The sequence below is a fragment of the Pseudoflavitalea sp. G-6-1-2 genome (assembly GCF_012927185.1).
Taxonomy (GTDB): Bacteria; Bacteroidota; Bacteroidia; order Chitinophagales; family Chitinophagaceae; genus Pseudobacter.
Map to the genome: position 1 here is coordinate 700,139 of NZ_JABBGB010000002.1, position 15,976 is coordinate 716,114.

Annotated in this window: 10 protein-coding genes; 1 reads left to right on the top strand and 9 read right to left on the bottom strand. The window is 48.8% G+C overall.

The annotated features are described in order from the left end of the window. Positions 1-8: 8 nt before the first annotated feature. Positions 9-959, top strand: a complete 951-nt coding sequence (locus HHL16_RS12565) for a hypothetical protein (protein ID WP_169425542.1) — start codon at positions 9-11, stop codon at positions 957-959. A gap of 3 nt (positions 960-962) precedes the next feature. Here the strand turns inward: HHL16_RS12565 and HHL16_RS12570 are convergent, their stop codons facing one another. The 9 genes from HHL16_RS12570 to HHL16_RS12610 are packed head-to-tail and all read right to left on the bottom strand — an operon-like array spanning position 963 to position 15,942. Further along, positions 963-1,817 carry an ROK family protein gene (locus HHL16_RS12570; RefSeq protein ID WP_169425543.1) on the bottom strand — a complete coding sequence of 285 codons (855 nt, stop codon included), beginning with the start codon at positions 1,815-1,817 and terminating at the stop codon, positions 963-965. 15 nt (positions 1,818-1,832) lie between these two features. After that, the gene (locus tag HHL16_RS12575) at positions 1,833-4,532 is read right to left on the bottom strand and encodes a GH92 family glycosyl hydrolase (RefSeq protein WP_169425544.1); all 2,700 of its coding nucleotides are present in this window, start codon (positions 4,530-4,532) and stop codon (positions 1,833-1,835) included. Positions 4,533-4,550: 18 nt separating this feature from the next. Then, positions 4,551-6,062 (bottom strand): sialate O-acetylesterase, encoded by a 1,512-nt coding sequence (locus HHL16_RS12580; protein ID WP_169425545.1) that lies wholly within the window; start codon positions 6,060-6,062, stop codon positions 4,551-4,553. A 1-nt stretch (position 6,063) separates the two neighbouring features. Further along, positions 6,064-7,293, bottom strand: a complete 1,230-nt coding sequence (locus HHL16_RS12585; RefSeq protein ID WP_169425546.1) for a DUF4185 domain-containing protein — start codon at positions 7,291-7,293, stop codon at positions 6,064-6,066. Between the two features lie 11 nt (positions 7,294-7,304). Next, on the bottom strand, positions 7,305-8,093 hold the full coding sequence (locus HHL16_RS12590; protein ID WP_169425547.1) for a hypothetical protein: 789 nt from the start codon (positions 8,091-8,093) through the stop codon (positions 7,305-7,307). Between the two features lie 37 nt (positions 8,094-8,130). After that, a complete protein-coding gene (locus HHL16_RS12595; RefSeq protein ID WP_169425548.1) occupies positions 8,131-9,489 on the bottom strand; it encodes a sugar porter family MFS transporter in 1,359 nt (452 codons plus the stop codon). 5 nt (positions 9,490-9,494) lie between these two features. After that, complete coding sequence (locus HHL16_RS12600) at positions 9,495-11,273, bottom strand: class I mannose-6-phosphate isomerase (RefSeq protein ID WP_169425549.1); 1,779 nt, start codon at positions 11,271-11,273, stop codon at positions 9,495-9,497. 44 nt (positions 11,274-11,317) lie between these two features. Then, positions 11,318-12,796 (bottom strand): RagB/SusD family nutrient uptake outer membrane protein, encoded by a 1,479-nt coding sequence (locus HHL16_RS12605; protein WP_169425550.1) that lies wholly within the window; start codon positions 12,794-12,796, stop codon positions 11,318-11,320. A gap of 20 nt (positions 12,797-12,816) precedes the next feature. After that, positions 12,817-15,942, bottom strand: coding sequence for a TonB-dependent receptor (locus HHL16_RS12610; RefSeq protein ID WP_169425551.1), 3,126 nt, complete (start codon positions 15,940-15,942; stop codon positions 12,817-12,819). Positions 15,943-15,976: the final 34 nt, after the last annotated feature.

Genomic DNA, 15,976 nt, shown 5'->3' on the forward strand with positions numbered 1-15,976 from the left:
CAGTGTTTATGAAACCGATACTGCACGTTATCTGCCTGTTGACCATAACCTTCACTGCCTGCAATAAAAAAGATGTAAAACAAGATACACCACCGGAAGTGGATAACTGGACTATCAGCAACAACCAGCCACGACCACTCGGCGAAGCCAACTGGAGTTTCACCATCGCCAACAAGGTTTATTTCGGAAGCTACACGCATGATCTGCTGATCTATGATCTCAGCACAAAAAAATGGCAGGGCAGTTTCAATTATCCAAAAGACTTTGCCCTTCGCTGGTTATGTAACGTTGCAGTTAATGGCAACAAAGCATATATCGGAGGAGGAAGAACCAATGAAGCGATTGGAGGATTCCGTCACGACTGGTGGGAGTTTACGCCGGAGGCAGCGAATCCATGGAGACGGCTACCCGACTGTCCGATGGGTGGAACCGATGGCACTGCTTTCGTCTACGACAATGTTCTCTACACTACTTTGAATATCGGCAACATCGTTCACTCCATTCAAAACCGTGTATACTCCATGCCGCTCAGCACCGAGCAATGGAACAATAGTTTTTCCACCATTACCATCAACGCAGGGAGCAGCGGATTTGCCCTTGTCAGCAACGATTCACTTTATTTTGGTGCAGGATACAACAACTCAGTTCCGGGAAATTTGTTTACACAACAATGCGCCGCTTTCAATATCAGGAACAAGCAAACCAGCGAGCTGCCTGCATTTCCTGCAAAGCTTACTGTAGCTGAAAACGCACGTAGCTTCAGTGCAAACGGAAAGATATTTGTGCTGGCGCAGGATCGTCAGTTGTACGCTTTCAACCCTGCAGCCAATAAATGGATACAGAAAAAAACAGTGGAGACCAACCCTGATCATGGACCGATCACTTATGTGCATCGCTCAGGCGATAAAGTGTATGGCTTCACCACTCAGGGATATGTGTACGAATACAATTTCAAATAACCTTTACTTCCAAAGGCAGGCTGCGCCCATGATAGCGGCATCTTCGCCCAGCATTGCCGGCTGAAGATTCATGCGCACTTTGTGCGATGCAAAATATGCATCAGCAGATGGAATGAAACAATCCCATGCTTTGGCAATATTGCCACCAACAACCACTATATCCTGCAATTCCGGAGGAAACTTCATCAGCAATACTTCTGCCAGATGCTCCCCAAATACAGCAAACAATTGCTGCGCCATTTCATCGGAATCAAAACCACTCATCAGATCTTTTACACCATGAATAGTTTTTCCCGTCAATCGGGCATATTCATTCACCACCCAACGGCTGCTGAGATAATCCTCTGCACGTGACGCTTTGAATGGCGTACACCAGAGATCACCATCATAAATGGTATGATTGAAATAACCGGCCGAGCCCAAACCCGTACCCAGCGTAACTCCTGCGGCATTGGCAAATCCTTTGCCTGCTCCTCCCATCACTTCTCCCAACAGAAATGCCGATGCATCGTTGATGAAACGGATATTTTCTGATGGGATATCCAATGCTGCTGCCAGCAGCTCTTTTACATTCAATCCGTACAGCGATTCAAATTTATGCAGTCCTTTTATGAGACTGATCCCCAGCTCATATTCAAATGGACCAGGCATGGCAATGCCGATCAATCCTGGCTCTGCGTCTGCTTTCGCAAAGCTCTCCCGTATGACAGCTGCCCATGATCCGATGAGCTGCTCACTTGTTCCTGTTGGATCTACTTTCGCATGCACACTGCTTTCACGAATGAATGTTGCGCCAGGCAACTCCACCATGCAGGTGCTGATATGCGATCCGCCAATATCTATTCCCAGTACTTTCATAAATGATCTGTCTTCTTATTTTCCCCAGTTTTTGTTCGGTTGATTGCCGAGCCAGAGTTCCAGCTCACCACCATTTGCAAAAAGATCGTGACTGAACCACGCCTTTTGCTGATCTTTTCCATTCAACGTAGCACGCTGAATGTACATATTCTCTGCGCTGTTATTATGCGTTCTGATCACGAACTGCTTTCCTTTGTAGTAGCGGTTATCCAGCTGAATAGTGATGGTATCGAAGATCGGTGAAGTGATATCATACACTGGCGTTGCAGACTGATTGCCGGTGAGACTGAACAGTCCCATTGCCATCAATGCGCTCACGCCGCCCATCTGTCCCTGATCTTCATCATGACCTCCATAACCGAGATCGGGTGTGATGCCTCCATATGCCTGCTCTTTCACTCTTCGTACCCAATACTGACTCAGCCACGGTTTGCCCGCATAGTTGAATACATGGGCATTTGAGCAACCGGGTTGATTGGCATAACTGATGTAACCATCATTGTAAGCAAATACAAAATCGCTGGCTGATGCGCGCTCGAATGCGTAATTGAGTTTTTCGCAGAGCACGTCTTCTCCCCCCATCATCTTTGCAAGTGTTGGTATATCATGGGATACACCAAAGGTAGCCTGCCATGCATTGGCCTCTACCCATCCTTCGCCGCTGAGCGGATTGCTGTGCAGAAATTTGCCGTCACGTCCTATGGGGAATAATAATTTCTGTGTGGTATCGAAGCAGTTGATCCAGCTGCGCGATCTGCGCATGAATTCCTGTTCATCTTTTTTCTTTCCCAGTTTCTTTGCCATCTGTGCTACGCCCCAATCCTGAAAAGCTGCTTCGATGGTGATGCCTGCATTGCCGGGCCACCAGCCATTTTTGATGTAGAAGGTTACGTCTTCGGGTTTGCCTTCCGGTCCACCGCCCAGCATGCCTCCGGGCATTTGATTGCGTTTAACGATCTCGTATGCACGAAGCGGATCGGACTTGGTGAGCAATCCTTTCATGTAGGTGCTTACTACAAGATTCGCAGCGGGATTGCTGGTCATGATGTAAGAATATCCGCCGCCGGATGGACCACGCGGAAGCAGTCCTCCGTTGTTGGCATATTCGAGCATGCTCGCACTCATTTCATCCTGCACTTCGGGCCAGGCAAGTCCCCACAATACATTCAGGTTCCATTGTGTAAGCCACCATGCATCTGAGTTGTACATATTGAACTTTAACGTGCCATCAGCGTTTTTAGGAACTGCTTTTATTTTGAAGACGGCATCGGTGAAAGTGCCGTCGCGCTTGCCTGTTGTACGATCGGGATAATCGCCGGATACATCATTTATCTTATGCCGACCGAGCAGGCCATGCCATAGATCGGTATAGAATTTTACTTTCTGAGCGGTGGTACCACCTTTCACGTCGATCTTTCCCAGCCATTGATTCCAGATGGATTGAGAGGTTTGTTTCACTTCATCGAAATTCCAGGTGGTGCATTCAGCATTAAGATTTTTGCGTGCGTTGTCGATGCTGGTGTAGGAGATCGCAATCTTCATCTTCACCTGATCACCTGCTTTGGCATTGTAGGTAGGAGAAAGTCCAACACCATCGCCTTGCAACGACTGAACATTTTTGAGTTGTTCTTTTCCTTTCCATCCGTTCAATGCATCGAAAGGTTTATCGAATTGTATTACGAAGTAAACCTTCACGTCTTTTGGTCCACCCCAATATCTTTTGATGGAACTGAAGGAACCTTCGAGTTCGTGATCATTTACTTTGCGCAATGCCGTGTTGGCCATGGTGCTGTTACCCATGTATCCACCGAGATTGGTGAGGATGCGCGTTTCCATGTCTTTGGTGAAAGTGAATCTGTAGAAGCTCACACGATCGGTAGAAGTAAGCTCCACCCATGTTTTAGGATTTTGCAGAAACACGCGCTGGTAGCCGGGTTGCACAATTTCGTCGTCATGACTGAAAGTGGATTTCCATCCTGCTTCGCCGAGTGTTGGATCAACGGAAGGTGCGGCAGGCATTATTTCGATGCCGGAAAGCATCCAGCAATGGATCTGTCCGAAGCCGAGTATTTCTTTCTCGTTGTAATTGTATCCTCCTCCATTCTGATTTTTGTTGCGTGTATGCGGAGCGGCCCCTACCATTCCGAATGGACGATTGCCCGTAATAAAAAAGAAGTAACGACCACGATTGGTTTCGATGTAAGGATCCACCCAGCTCACATAATCTTTGCTCTGTACAGGTGATTCAAAAACTTCGAACTCGGATAATCCGAGATCACTTCCGGTTCCGTCCGTTACAACAAACTTTACCCAGGTGATGGTTTTATCGGGAAATGAAAATGATTTTCCACTGCCATCCGCAGGAAGCTGATTCACCCAGATGCGGCTGCCGTCGCTGAATTCGAGCCGACCGCCTGCAATATTATCCTCCATACCAGGGCGATCATAGAGCACGATGCGATTGATGGTCTGCGGTTGTTTCCACTCCAGCTGAATCCACGGGAAACGGATATAACCCCAGTCTGTAGTAACGCCTTCACATGCCCACTCTCCTTTTCCATGGATACCGATCCAGCCATCTGTTACGGCATTCCCTTCAAAACCTTTGAGTGAAGTAGAGACCGTAACAGTGGCTTGTGGGGCAATATTGCCCGGACCGGCTATCAGAACCTCAACCAATAAAATCGATAATATGCCAAGCAGATATTTTTTCATGATACTAATGCATAATGATTAAGGATGTTCGGGCCATTTGTCGCTGCGGAATGGCGCAGCAGGAGTTCCATCACTGTTGCAGAGATTGGTAACAGGATAATTATTGAAGGCATACCTCACTGCCACAGGGCTGGCTACAGCAGCGGATTGCACCCATACCTCATGCCCATGTATCACAGCCTTTGCCGGATAGAATTTCTTATCGGCGCCTGCCACATAAAAATGCAGGACGGGTTGTTCATCGTTCGTTTTCAATCCGGCTGCAGTAGAGCCCGGCTGAAATATCACTTTGATTGTATTGCCTTCGATGCGTATGTTTTTGTATTCAGGACCGCGCCATGCAGCCAGTTTTCCGTAATTCTTTGCCAGTGCATGTTTTGCGAGTCTGATGCCCACCTGTTGTTTGTTGCGCGGATGCAGATCATCGGCTTCGCCGATATCCATGGTAACCACCATTCCGGTGTTCGGAGATGCAAACCGGATGCTATCCTGTGCTTCGCGGAAATGCGCATAGTAAGTAGTGCTGGTGGTATCGCCTTCCCATTTGAATGGCGCTACCTGCACATAGTAAAAAGGAAGATCTCCCTGAGCGAATAATGTACGCCAGTTCTTCACCATCGCTGCTGTGAGTTGGGTGTAGCTGCTGCGTTCCATTCTGTTCGACTCTCCCTGATACCAGAGAAATCCGCTCAGACTAAGATTGCGCAGCGGATGAATCATCGCATTGTAAAATAATGTCGGATACAAAACCTTCTCGAAAGTGACCACAGAGTCCGGAACTTGTTTCGACACAGCACTTGTATCGTAAGGATAGAGATATTTCTGATTCAGCACATTGTCGCTTTCCAGTGTAGCACGGCTGGTCCATGCCTGACAACTCGAAGCGCCGACACTGCTCACTACCATGCCAACAGGCACCTGCAGTTTCTGATACAATTCTCTTGCGAAGAAATAGGCAACGCCACTGAAATCTTTGGCGGCATCCGGTGTGCAGATCTTCCATGCACCATTGATGCAATCGGCCTGTGGCTCTGCTTTGAAATCTGTGCGCACATTGTACAACCGAATGGCTGGATAATTGGCGTTATTGATCTCCTGCTCGAAGTTCAATACACCACGAAGCCATGGATAGAATGGTTTCAGTTCCATGTCCATATTGCTTTGCCCTCCGCAAAGCCATACTTCTCCGATCATAACATTGGTCAGCAAAACGGTGTCTTTGCCAGACCAGATGCGAATATTATGGGCAGTAAAGTCGCCCGCTTTCGCTTTCGGCACAGGAATTTCTGTTAACCATTGTCCGTTTGCAACAGATTTCGTTTGCTGCGGCTTCGGCATCCAATCGGCCTGTACAGTAATGCCAGAGCCGGTTGCAGCGAATCCCCAAACCCTAAATGGTTTGTCCTGCTGCACCACCATATTGCTTTGAATGGTATTGGCCAATGTAAAGGCAGGAGGGTTAGCAAAAGAGGTCAGGCTGCCGATGACAGCCCAACCGGAGAGTGCTATATTGAAAATAATAGCGCGCATGTTATTCATTGATTTTTACACGAACGAATCTTGGACGATACAGTTGAGGGTATTTCTTCACATCAGTAAAGAAATCGAAAGAGTTTACGTTGTAGCTGATCAGCAGTTCATCGGGCGTTGAAAGTACAGGATGCACTTTGGCATTGTACGGGAAGAAATCTTTATCCTCCGCTACAGATGCGCTGCAGTCGAACAGGCGGATTACTTTTCCGAATGGACCAACAGGCGAATCTGCCAATCGCAATGCAACATACTTTCCTAGACCTTCTTCCTGAAACACGAGTGCATAGCGGCCATCGCGCAGGCGCATCATGCCGAGTTCGTTGGAGAGTTTGTCTGTTACGGTTGCAATGCGCGATACATCACTGGTCCAGTCTTTGCCATCCCAGAAATTCCATTGGCTGAAATCCTCTATGGAAGCGGGTTGCACGCGCGCAATCATCAGCGCTTTTGTTTTTCCGCGGACGCCGTAAATGTAAACGAAGCCATCCGGATCAGTGGCTCCGGCTTCTTTGGTGTTCACGTAAATGCCTGCTCCGAATGAGCCGGCGCTGTCTACATCTTTACCAAGGAAGAAAGGAATATCCAGCTGACGCTGATCGGCGAAGGGAGCTTTACTGGCAGCAGGAATTACCACCAGCGTGTTGCCTACTTCCTTGAATCCGAAAGCGCCGCCTCCGGCAATATCTTTGATGCGGTATCCGAAAATATAGAGATCGTTGTTCTTCGACTGATTCACAAATCCATCGCCCAGCCAATAGTAGTCACCAGCTGCGGTTGCAGGTGTGGTGGGTTTGAAAAGTGACAGATTTTTTCCGTCTTCTTTCTTCCACTGAAAATTAATTCGATCGTCTTTGGGTTCTGAGCCTTTGAGTACAGCAACAGAGTTATGGATCATTTCATATCCCGGCTTCAGTGAATCTTTTTCGATCTCACCAAGCATGGTATCGCTGAACCAGATCACTGTTTCACTACCAGCACTGGAACCGGGATTTTCGCGCCCATTGCGGGTTACAGCAAATATGCCATCACCGCCGAACCATCCGGATGTACGTTTGAAGAGATTGCTCCATTCAGGCGCTTCGGTTGCAGTGAAGTTGAGCGAGTCGAGGCTGGGCTTTTTCTTTTCTTCAGGTGGTTGCTGTGCACTGTTGCTGCAGGCAGCCATCAGCAACGAAGCGAAGGCAAAGGAAACAGCACGTACTGTATGTCTGGCAATTGATTGCGGCATAACAATAGGATTTAGAGAGTGGATTCAAATGTGTAAACGAACTTCTCCTTATCCGTGTATGGCGGGCCGAGCCAGGAGAGATCGAGTACAATGTCCATCACCAGTTTATCGTTGGTGATGCTGCGTACATTGTATTTCTCTACCGTTCTGCTGCTGGGATTGAACAGTGCATAGTACTCCTGCACAAAGGTTTTGTCATTATCTTCCAGTCTCCATTTATCATAAACGTTCAGTCCATCGAAATCACAGGCAGATGTGCCGTAGTAAAGATTGATGGTGCTGTCTTTTTTCCAGGTGAACACATTGTCTTTTTCACAAGGTTTAATGGTTTCTTCTGCGGGTGAAGCAGTTTCTCTGAGAATAGATTTCAGCAACCATTTCCTTTTGTAAATGATCTCTGCCGGATTGGCTACGGTGTTAACGGTAAGATCTTTCTCCACTACCCTTTCTTTTTTGTCGGTGAGTTTGAAATTGAAACCAACCAGTTTGTCTATCTCATTTTGCTGAAGGGTGTAGTAGAAAATGTACCGGTATTTATTTTCGCCAAGGTCTGCGATAGAAGGCAATACGGGCTTAAAATTCGCATCTGGCTTCAGGTTCACGCCTTTGCTGATTTCGAGGGATTTCCATCCGTCGGGAATGGTCATATCGACCGTTACTTCGATAACGTTATCAGATTTTCCGCTGATCTCTTCTGTACTCAGTGTGATCACCGGAATGTTTGGGTCTGCATCTTTTTTACATCCTGCGAATGTGAACAGGCAGGTTGCCAGCAGGATGGTGAGGGAATATGGGCGCATGATCGTTAGATTTAATTATGTATAAACAGAAAGCAGGTTATTGTTTATTCTTCCAGAACTGCTCGATCTCTTCGAGTGATTTTTCTTTGGTTTCGGGCACCATTCTCCAAACGAAGAAGAAGGCAATGATGCTCATCACCATGTAGATCCAGAAAGTGGGAGCCGGACCGAAAGCTGATTTCAGCATCGGGAATGTTTGCGATACCACAAACACGGCAGCCCAGAGAAAGAAGATCGCAACGCTCATGGCTCTTCCGCGCACATGCGTTGGGAAGATCTCTGCCACCACTACAAACGTAAGTGGACCAAGAGAGATAGCGAAGAATGCGATGTACGCAAGGATAGACACGAGTACCATCGAACCCTGCGTGATCCCGAAATGGAAGGCTGCACCTACAAGACCGAGACAAATGGTCATGCCGGCAGCTCCAATAAGCAGTAAAGTTTTTCTTCCCCATTTGTCTACGTACCGGATGGCTACGATGGTGAAAAGTGTATTGATCACTCCTACCAAAACAGTTTGCATCAGGGCGCTGGAAGACCCATCGCCACTGCTTTTGAAGATCTCCGGCGCATAGTACATGATGGCGTTGATGCCGGTTACCTGTGAGAGAATGGCTAAGAAGATTCCGATCATCAATACATACCGGAGACCGGGTTTCAGCAATGCTCCGAAAGAAGTGGCAGTATCTTCTTTCATAGCAGCTTTGATGGATGCGAGTTCTTCTTTCGCTTTTTCCGTTCCGTTCACTTTGGCGAGAATGGCTTCCGCTTCTCCGAGACGGTTCTGCTGAGCCAGCCAGCGTGGGCTTTCGGGAACATTCAGCAGCAATACGATGAAGAGTATGGAAGGAAGCAGACCGCTGCCAAACATCCAGCGCCAGCCGCTTTCGATATTCCATGCATCGTTGTGCAGGCCTGCAATCCAGGCATTGACGAAATAAATGAGGAGGATGCCAAGTACAATGCCCATCTGGTAAATGGAAATGAGTCGCCCGCGGATATTAGCCGGGGCGATCTCAGAAATGTACAGGGGCGATAACATCGATGCAATGCCGATACCGATGCCTCCTATGAGTCTGAAAGCAATGAACGCATTCAATCCAAACGGGAGCATGATGCCGAGTGAAGAAATGGCGAAAGCAAATGCAGAGATCATCAGCACTTTCTTTCTGCCGATCTTATCGCTGAGGCTTCCGGCAAACATAGCTCCGATCACACAGCCTACCAGCGCACAGGAAGCCACCCATCCTACCATGGCGGGCGACAACCCGTATTTCTGTTCAATGAACCCGATGGCGCCAGCTACTACTGCCGTGTCGTATCCGAACAGCAGTCCACCTACGGCCGCCACATAGGTACATTTGTAAACGTATTGTAATCCTTGTTTGTGCATAACAGTTAGTTTATCCTGTAGTTGGTTAGATGCTCAGTGCGCACATATGCTTTGATAGTGGCGCACTGCCGGCCTTCACTTACTCCGTGCGGACGAATGGTATATTCCTCTGCATCGGCAGGTACAATGAAGGTTTCAGCATAGTGAACAATAAATGGTTTGAACGCATCGGTGGGACTTTCAACAATAGCCTCTCTTCCTTCGATGAGGTTGAGTACATTGAATCGTCCTTCCGTGCGGTGAGTTACTTTTTGGGTGAACCAGTGTCTTCTTGTTTCGATGAACGAGAATTCATCCAGTCCGGTACGCTCTTCTTTCCATCCCGGGCCTTCGGCAATCGGCTCTACTCTGTTGAGCAGGTGTTTGCTGGTCCACTCGGTGGTACGATCCCACTGGATCACTTTCTCACCGTGTGCAAGTGAGATGGGGCGTGGTTTTCCGTCGAGACCCATGCGTCCCCAATCCCAGAGTTTGAAAGTGAAGATGTACGGTGTAGCGCTTATTTCAAGTACTACGCTGTTGGCGCCGGAGCAATGCACCGTGCCTGATGGGATGAGAGCATGATCGTGTTTTTTGATGGGCCATTTTTCTACGAAACTCTCCGCGTCGAAGAAGCCGCCTTCTTCCTGTGCCGCTTCGAGCGCGCCGATCATTTTTTCGGGCTGAATGTTTTCTTTCAGTCCGAGATAAACAAACGCATCGTCTTTGGCTTCGAGGAAGTAATAGCTTTCATCCTGCGTATAGGCCATGCCGAATTTCTCACGGATGTATTCTTTCAGCGGATGCACCTGCAGACTGAGGTTTCCACCTTCCATGGTATCGAGAAAATCGAAACGGATGGGGAACTCGGCGCCGAATGCTTCGTATACTTTTTTACCGAGCAGCTGCTCAGGCTGATTGAATACCAGATTGATGCTCGGCGTTTCAAAGAGCGTATTGCCGAACTGGATCAGCAGACTGTTCTCTTCCGGAACACAATCGAAGCCCCAGGCAAAGTTCTTTTCGTTGCGATCGAGATCGGCCACTTCTTTGAGCCACTGTCCACCCCATGGACCGGGGTCGAAGAACGGCACCACTCTGAAAGGCCGTTTGGTAGCTTCTTTCAAAGCAGCCAGCAGCGCGGCTCCGCGCACCAGTTTAGGATCACCGGCCTTGGTGGTATCGAGTACGAAATCCCAGCGATGCATCAAAGTAGTTTTGTGCCGGTCGCATACACGCCAGTCCACAAAGAAGGCACGCTTGTATTTGTACGCAAAAGAATCGGTGAGATTGCTGGCTCCGAGATTGCTGATTTCGTTTCTGCGGAAACGAAGCTGGATCTCCCATCGCGGCATATCGGCATACACCAGCATGTCTGGTTGTGGCACTGCCAGTGATGCTCCCGCACCGATCACGATTATCAGTTCTTCGGTTGCAGCGGTGATATCCTGCTGCATCGCTCCGATCTTTCCTGCATCGAAGAATTGATTCAATGTTAACGGAGAGATATATCCGAAAACAGGATCATCAGTTACATAAGGGTACACCATCTCATCGATGGCCTGCTCCGGCAACAGAGCGGATGAAGTCTCAAAGACGCGGGCAGTTGGGAATGCCTGATTAAACTGTGCCAGTACTTCTGTCATCTGCACACCGTGATAGCACTCAACGGCCATCACATTTCTTTTTCTTCCGGCAGCATCGAGTTGCTGCTTCAGGGCTGAGGCTACGGCAGCCCAGCCATTCCATCCTTCATATCCATCGATACTGATGGCGGGGTACTTGTCAAAATTTGAAATTTCCAATGCTCGGTCTTTTTGGTGAAACAATATCTTGGTTCGTTAGAAAATCAATAATCGTTTTGGGTAAGGTTAGGATTGAGATCTCTTTCGGACTGCGGAACCGGGAAGAGCAGATTCCTTGCAGCCGGCGTTACACCTGGCTTTGCCTGCGGCACCAAGGTCGACAGGGTGTTCGTGCGTGCGAGATCGAACCAGCGCTGACCTTCTGCTACGAATTCGAGTCTGCGTTCTTTCAGTACTGCTGCACGAAAAGCATCTTTACCGAGATTAACATAATCGGGAACTGTATTCTGGTAAGTGGTTCCATCGAAACGCGCACGTTTGCGCACTTTGTTGATGTATTCGTGTGCAACCAGTGGCTGATCGTTTTCATTCATGGCTTCTGCATACATCAGCAATACATCGGAGTAACGGATCACCGGAAAATCCTGAGAAGATTCGTTGCCCTTTGGCTCAGCCACTCTGTCCCAGTATTTCTGAATATATGGACGGATGGTTTCGATCGATCCGTCTTTTTTGTGAATGCTTGTGATGAATGTTACGGCTCTTCTGCGATCCTGAAAATCGTAGCTGTCGTAAAGTTGTTGAGTAGGTATCTGCCAGCCCTGAGCATTCACCACACCTTCTTCGCTGAGTGCAGCCGGGAGGAGGCGAACCAGGAACTGTCCTACTTCCCAGAAGATGATGGCACCGCCTGCATCTCCAAAACCTACAGAGAAGATCGCTTCTTTTCCGCCGCGGTTGGCGAGTTTGAAGGCATCGGCAAAATCTTCCCAGAGATCATATTTTTTAGAGTCGATCACCAATTTGGCTTTCTCAGCAGCTTTGGCAAAATCTTTCTGCGTGAGATACACTTTTGCTTCGATGGCAAGCGCGGCTCCTTTGGTGGCGCGGCCACGACCATTTTTGGGATCGTAACTATCGGGCAAGGCGCCCTGTGCATCCTGCAGATCGCGGTGCACCTGATCGTAGATCGCATTGGGATCGGCAACGGTTGGATAGAGCGGCTCTTTTTCTTTCAGCACCAAGGGAATTTTTCCGAACATGCGAACCATGTTGAAGTACATCAGACCGCGAAGGAATTTCGCTTCGCCGACGAGTCTGTTGCGCAGCGTCACATTCATATCTATCAGCGGGATGCGCTCGATGGCGATATTGGCAAGTGTGATGGTTTTGTAATGCATGATCCAGATTTCGGTAAGTGCCGAATTCTGTGGTCCGTAGGTGAAAGTGCCGAGCTGATCGAACTGCGGCGTGCCGAGCTGGTTGTTGACCATCTCATCGGATGCGAGTCCGGCTGCAACCCAGAAAGAGCTGTGATATACGCCAGCCGTGGATCCTGCGTTGTAGGAGTTCAGGTAGGCGTAGATGGAATTCACGGCAGAGATGGCATCCTGCTCGGTTTTATAGAAGTTGTTTACGTTCACTCTGTCCTTCGGATTCTCTTCCAGAAATTTGGAGCAGGATCCGAGGCTCAGCATCGCGATGCCGATAAGTGCCAGTAAGGAATATTTTCTTGTTTTCATTTTTACAGCAGTTTACAATGTTAGAGCCCAAGGTTAATGCCGAACAGGAAGGTTCTCGACTGAGGATATCCTCCTCTGTCGATGCCGATGATAGCGGTAGACTGACCGCTGTTATTGGCTTCAGGGTCGTAACCTGAGTATCCTGTGATGGTGAGCAGATTGGTTACGCTGGCGTACACACGAAGTTTGCGCATATTGATCTTCTTCAGCAGCCTGTTGCTGAAATCGTAGCTGAGCAGCACGTTCTTCAGTCGCAGGTAAGAAGCGTCTTCGAGCAGATCGGTAGAGAAAATGCCCTGATCGAGGCTCCCCGCTGCCAGTGCACGCGGATATTTATTGGAATGATTGGTGGGCGTCCAGCGATCACGTCCGGCTTCTCCGAGCACATTGTTCTGTCCGTTGAAGTTGAGCAGATCGAAGTTGTTCAGATTGGCCAGCTTGTTGCCCTGCGATCCCTGGATGAATACATTCAGCGTCCAGTTACGGTAGTTGAAATTATTGGTGAATCCCCAGGTGAATTTCGGTTGTGCATTTCCGATGATGGTGCGATCTTTTCCATCGATCTTCTTATCGTCGTTGAGATCGCGGTATTTGCGGTCGCCGGCTTTGGCGCGTGATGCGGCATTGGGAGAGCCTGGCTCCTGCCCTATCAAAACCGGACTGCTGGCGGCCTCTTCATCAGACTGGAAGATGCCATCGAAAATATATCCGTAGAATGCGCCAACGGGTTCGCCTTTTCTGAGCATGATGCCATTCAGCAGCGGCACATCCTTATCGGTATTGAGATTGGTGATCTTGTTTCTGTTGAGTGAGAAATTGAGCGCGCTGTTCCAGTTGAAATCACCTTTCACATTTATGGTGCGGAGATCGAGATCGAAACCATGGTTTTCGATATTTCCCACGTTCATCATGGTTACACCAAATCCGCTGGTGGCGGGGATGGGCGTTTCGAGCAACAGATCATTTGTTTTCTTGTGGTAATAATCTGCAGTAACCGTTACGCGATCATTCCAGAGACCCAGATCGAAGCCAATGTCGAACTGACGGGTAGTTTCCCATTTCAGATCGGGATTGTTGTAGCTGATAGGCTCCATACCGGTATACACTTCGGAACCAAGTGGACTATTGAAAACACCCTCGCCAAATGGACCAATCAACGGCAGACTCTGATAAGGCCTGATCGCCTGATTTCCGATGGTACCATAGCTGGTGCGGAGCTTCAGATCGGAGATGGTAGTTTCCATTCCTTTCATGAAATCTTCCTGCGACACTCTCCATGCGAATGCGCCAGATGGGAAGAAAGCATATTTGTTGTTGGCGCCGAATTTGGAGCTTCCGTCTACACGACCGGTAAGCGTGAACAGGTATTTGTTGCTGAGCGTATAGTTTGCACGACCAAGCCATGAAACCATGCTCCAGCTTGATTCGAAGTTCGCGGGCTTCTGTGGTTTCAGCGCTGTGGAGATATTGTGATATCCGGTGCGATTGTCAGGAAAGTCGAATGCAACCACACTCAACTTCTCGTTAGCGAACTGCTGCACAGTGAAACCTGCCACAGCATTGAAACGGTGCTTACCGAATGTTTGATTGTAGGTGATGGTGTTTTCGTTGAGCCAGGTGGTGCCATTCGATTTAGCCAGTGCAGCTTCACCTTTGCTGGCCTGTGTTCTTTTGAGGAAGTTAGGACCGAAACTGCTTTCATCGTTGTTGAAGGCATCGATACCAAAACTTGTTTTGAATTCGATATGGTCGGTGATGGAGTATTTCGCATATGCGTTTCCGATAACACGACCTACCACCGTGTTGGATAAATATTCTCTGGCTTCGGCAATTGGATTGCCCAGCACTTTGCCGCGGTTGTTTTCAAACGTGTAACCGCCGGGCCCGGAAGCATCGTATACTTTCTGGATCGGATTGAAAAGAATGGCGCCTGTTACAACACCGGGCACGATGGTTTCGCCGTTGGTGAGTACACCCTGGCTGTTGATGCGGCTGTAAGCCACATTAGCGCCCACTCCAAATTTCTTGCTGACGTTATGATCGATATTGGCACGGAAAGAATAACGTTTGAAATCGGAACCAACAATGATGCCCTGCTGATTGAAGAGAGATCCACTCAGCGCGAACTTCGTTTTTTCGTCACCGCCATTTACGGATGCCTGCACGCTGCTCATGGGAGCTGTGCGATAGAGTTCATCCTGCCAGTCGGTGCCCTTGCCGAGATTCTTAGGGTTTACGTATACAGGAGTGAGGCCTGCATTGAGTTTGCCATCGTTCACAAAGTCGGCGAACTCAGCTGCATTGAGGAGATCGAGTTTGTTGGCTACTTTCTGATACCCCTGATACATTTCGAGGTTCACCTGAGTTTTGCCGTTGCGGCCTCTTTTGGTAGTGATGAGCACTACGCCGTTGGTACCGCGCGAGCCGTACATGGCAGTGGCGGAGGCATCTTTGAGCACTTCGATCGACTCGATGTCTCCCGGATTGATGCTGCTGAGTGGTCCCAGTCTGGGGCCTCTGGTAACACCGCCTTCCATATCGCCGCCGTCGCTGCTCATGAGCATTCCGTCGATAACATAGAGGGGTTCGTTCATGGCATTGATGGAGCTGGTACCACGGATACGGATACTTGCTTCTGCACCGGGTTTGCCCGATGTCTGGGTTACCTGCACACCGGCGGCACGGCCCTGCAGTGCCTGATCGAAAGAAGTAGCCGGGATGGCTTTCAGTTCATCAGCTTTCACAGAAACAACCGAACCGGTGAGATCGCTTTTTCTGGTAGTGCCGTAAGCGATCACTACCACCTGCGAGAGCTCAGCATTGAGGTCTACCAGTGTGATGTTGAGATTGGTGTTGTTACCCAGGGCTACATATTGTGTAACGTAGGATACATGCGATACAATGATGGAATCCGTTCCCGCGGGAACAGTGATGGAAAACTGCCCGGATCTGCTGGAAGCCGTACTTTCTGAACGGCCTTTTACGGAGATGGTGGCGCCTTCGACCGGAGAGCCGGATGCGCCGGTTATCTTACCGGTGATTTTCCTCGAAGCAGTTTCCTGGGCAATGCCCTGGGGTATGAAACACAGGAAGAGAAATCCTGTGAACAGGGCGGCAAGCGTTTCGTTAGATAAATACTTTCTCATTAATTAAGCATTGAAGAGTTGGGGATCAAATGTC

Excerpts from the sequence above, each read along its gene's own strand:
- HHL16_RS12590 (WP_169425547.1), bottom strand. The coding sequence starts at position 8,093 with ATGCGCCCATATTCCCTCACCATCCTGCTGGCAACCTGCCTGTTCACA.
- HHL16_RS12565 (WP_169425542.1), top strand. The coding sequence starts at position 9 with ATGAAACCGATACTGCACGTTATCTGCCTGTTGACCATAACCTTCACT.
- HHL16_RS12575 (WP_169425544.1), bottom strand. The coding sequence starts at position 4,532 with ATGAAAAAATATCTGCTTGGCATATTATCGATTTTATTGGTTGAGGTT.
- HHL16_RS12585 (WP_169425546.1), bottom strand. The coding sequence starts at position 7,293 with ATGCCGCAATCAATTGCCAGACATACAGTACGTGCTGTTTCCTTTGCC.
- HHL16_RS12570 (WP_169425543.1), bottom strand. The coding sequence starts at position 1,817 with ATGAAAGTACTGGGAATAGATATTGGCGGATCGCATATCAGCACCTGC.
- HHL16_RS12580 (WP_169425545.1), bottom strand. The coding sequence starts at position 6,062 with ATGCGCGCTATTATTTTCAATATAGCACTCTCCGGTTGGGCTGTCATC.
- HHL16_RS12595 (WP_169425548.1), bottom strand. The coding sequence starts at position 9,489 with ATGCACAAACAAGGATTACAATACGTTTACAAATGTACCTATGTGGCG.
- HHL16_RS12610 (WP_169425551.1), bottom strand. The coding sequence starts at position 15,942 with ATGAGAAAGTATTTATCTAACGAAACGCTTGCCGCCCTGTTCACAGGA.
- HHL16_RS12605 (WP_169425550.1), bottom strand. The coding sequence starts at position 12,796 with ATGAAAACAAGAAAATATTCCTTACTGGCACTTATCGGCATCGCGATG.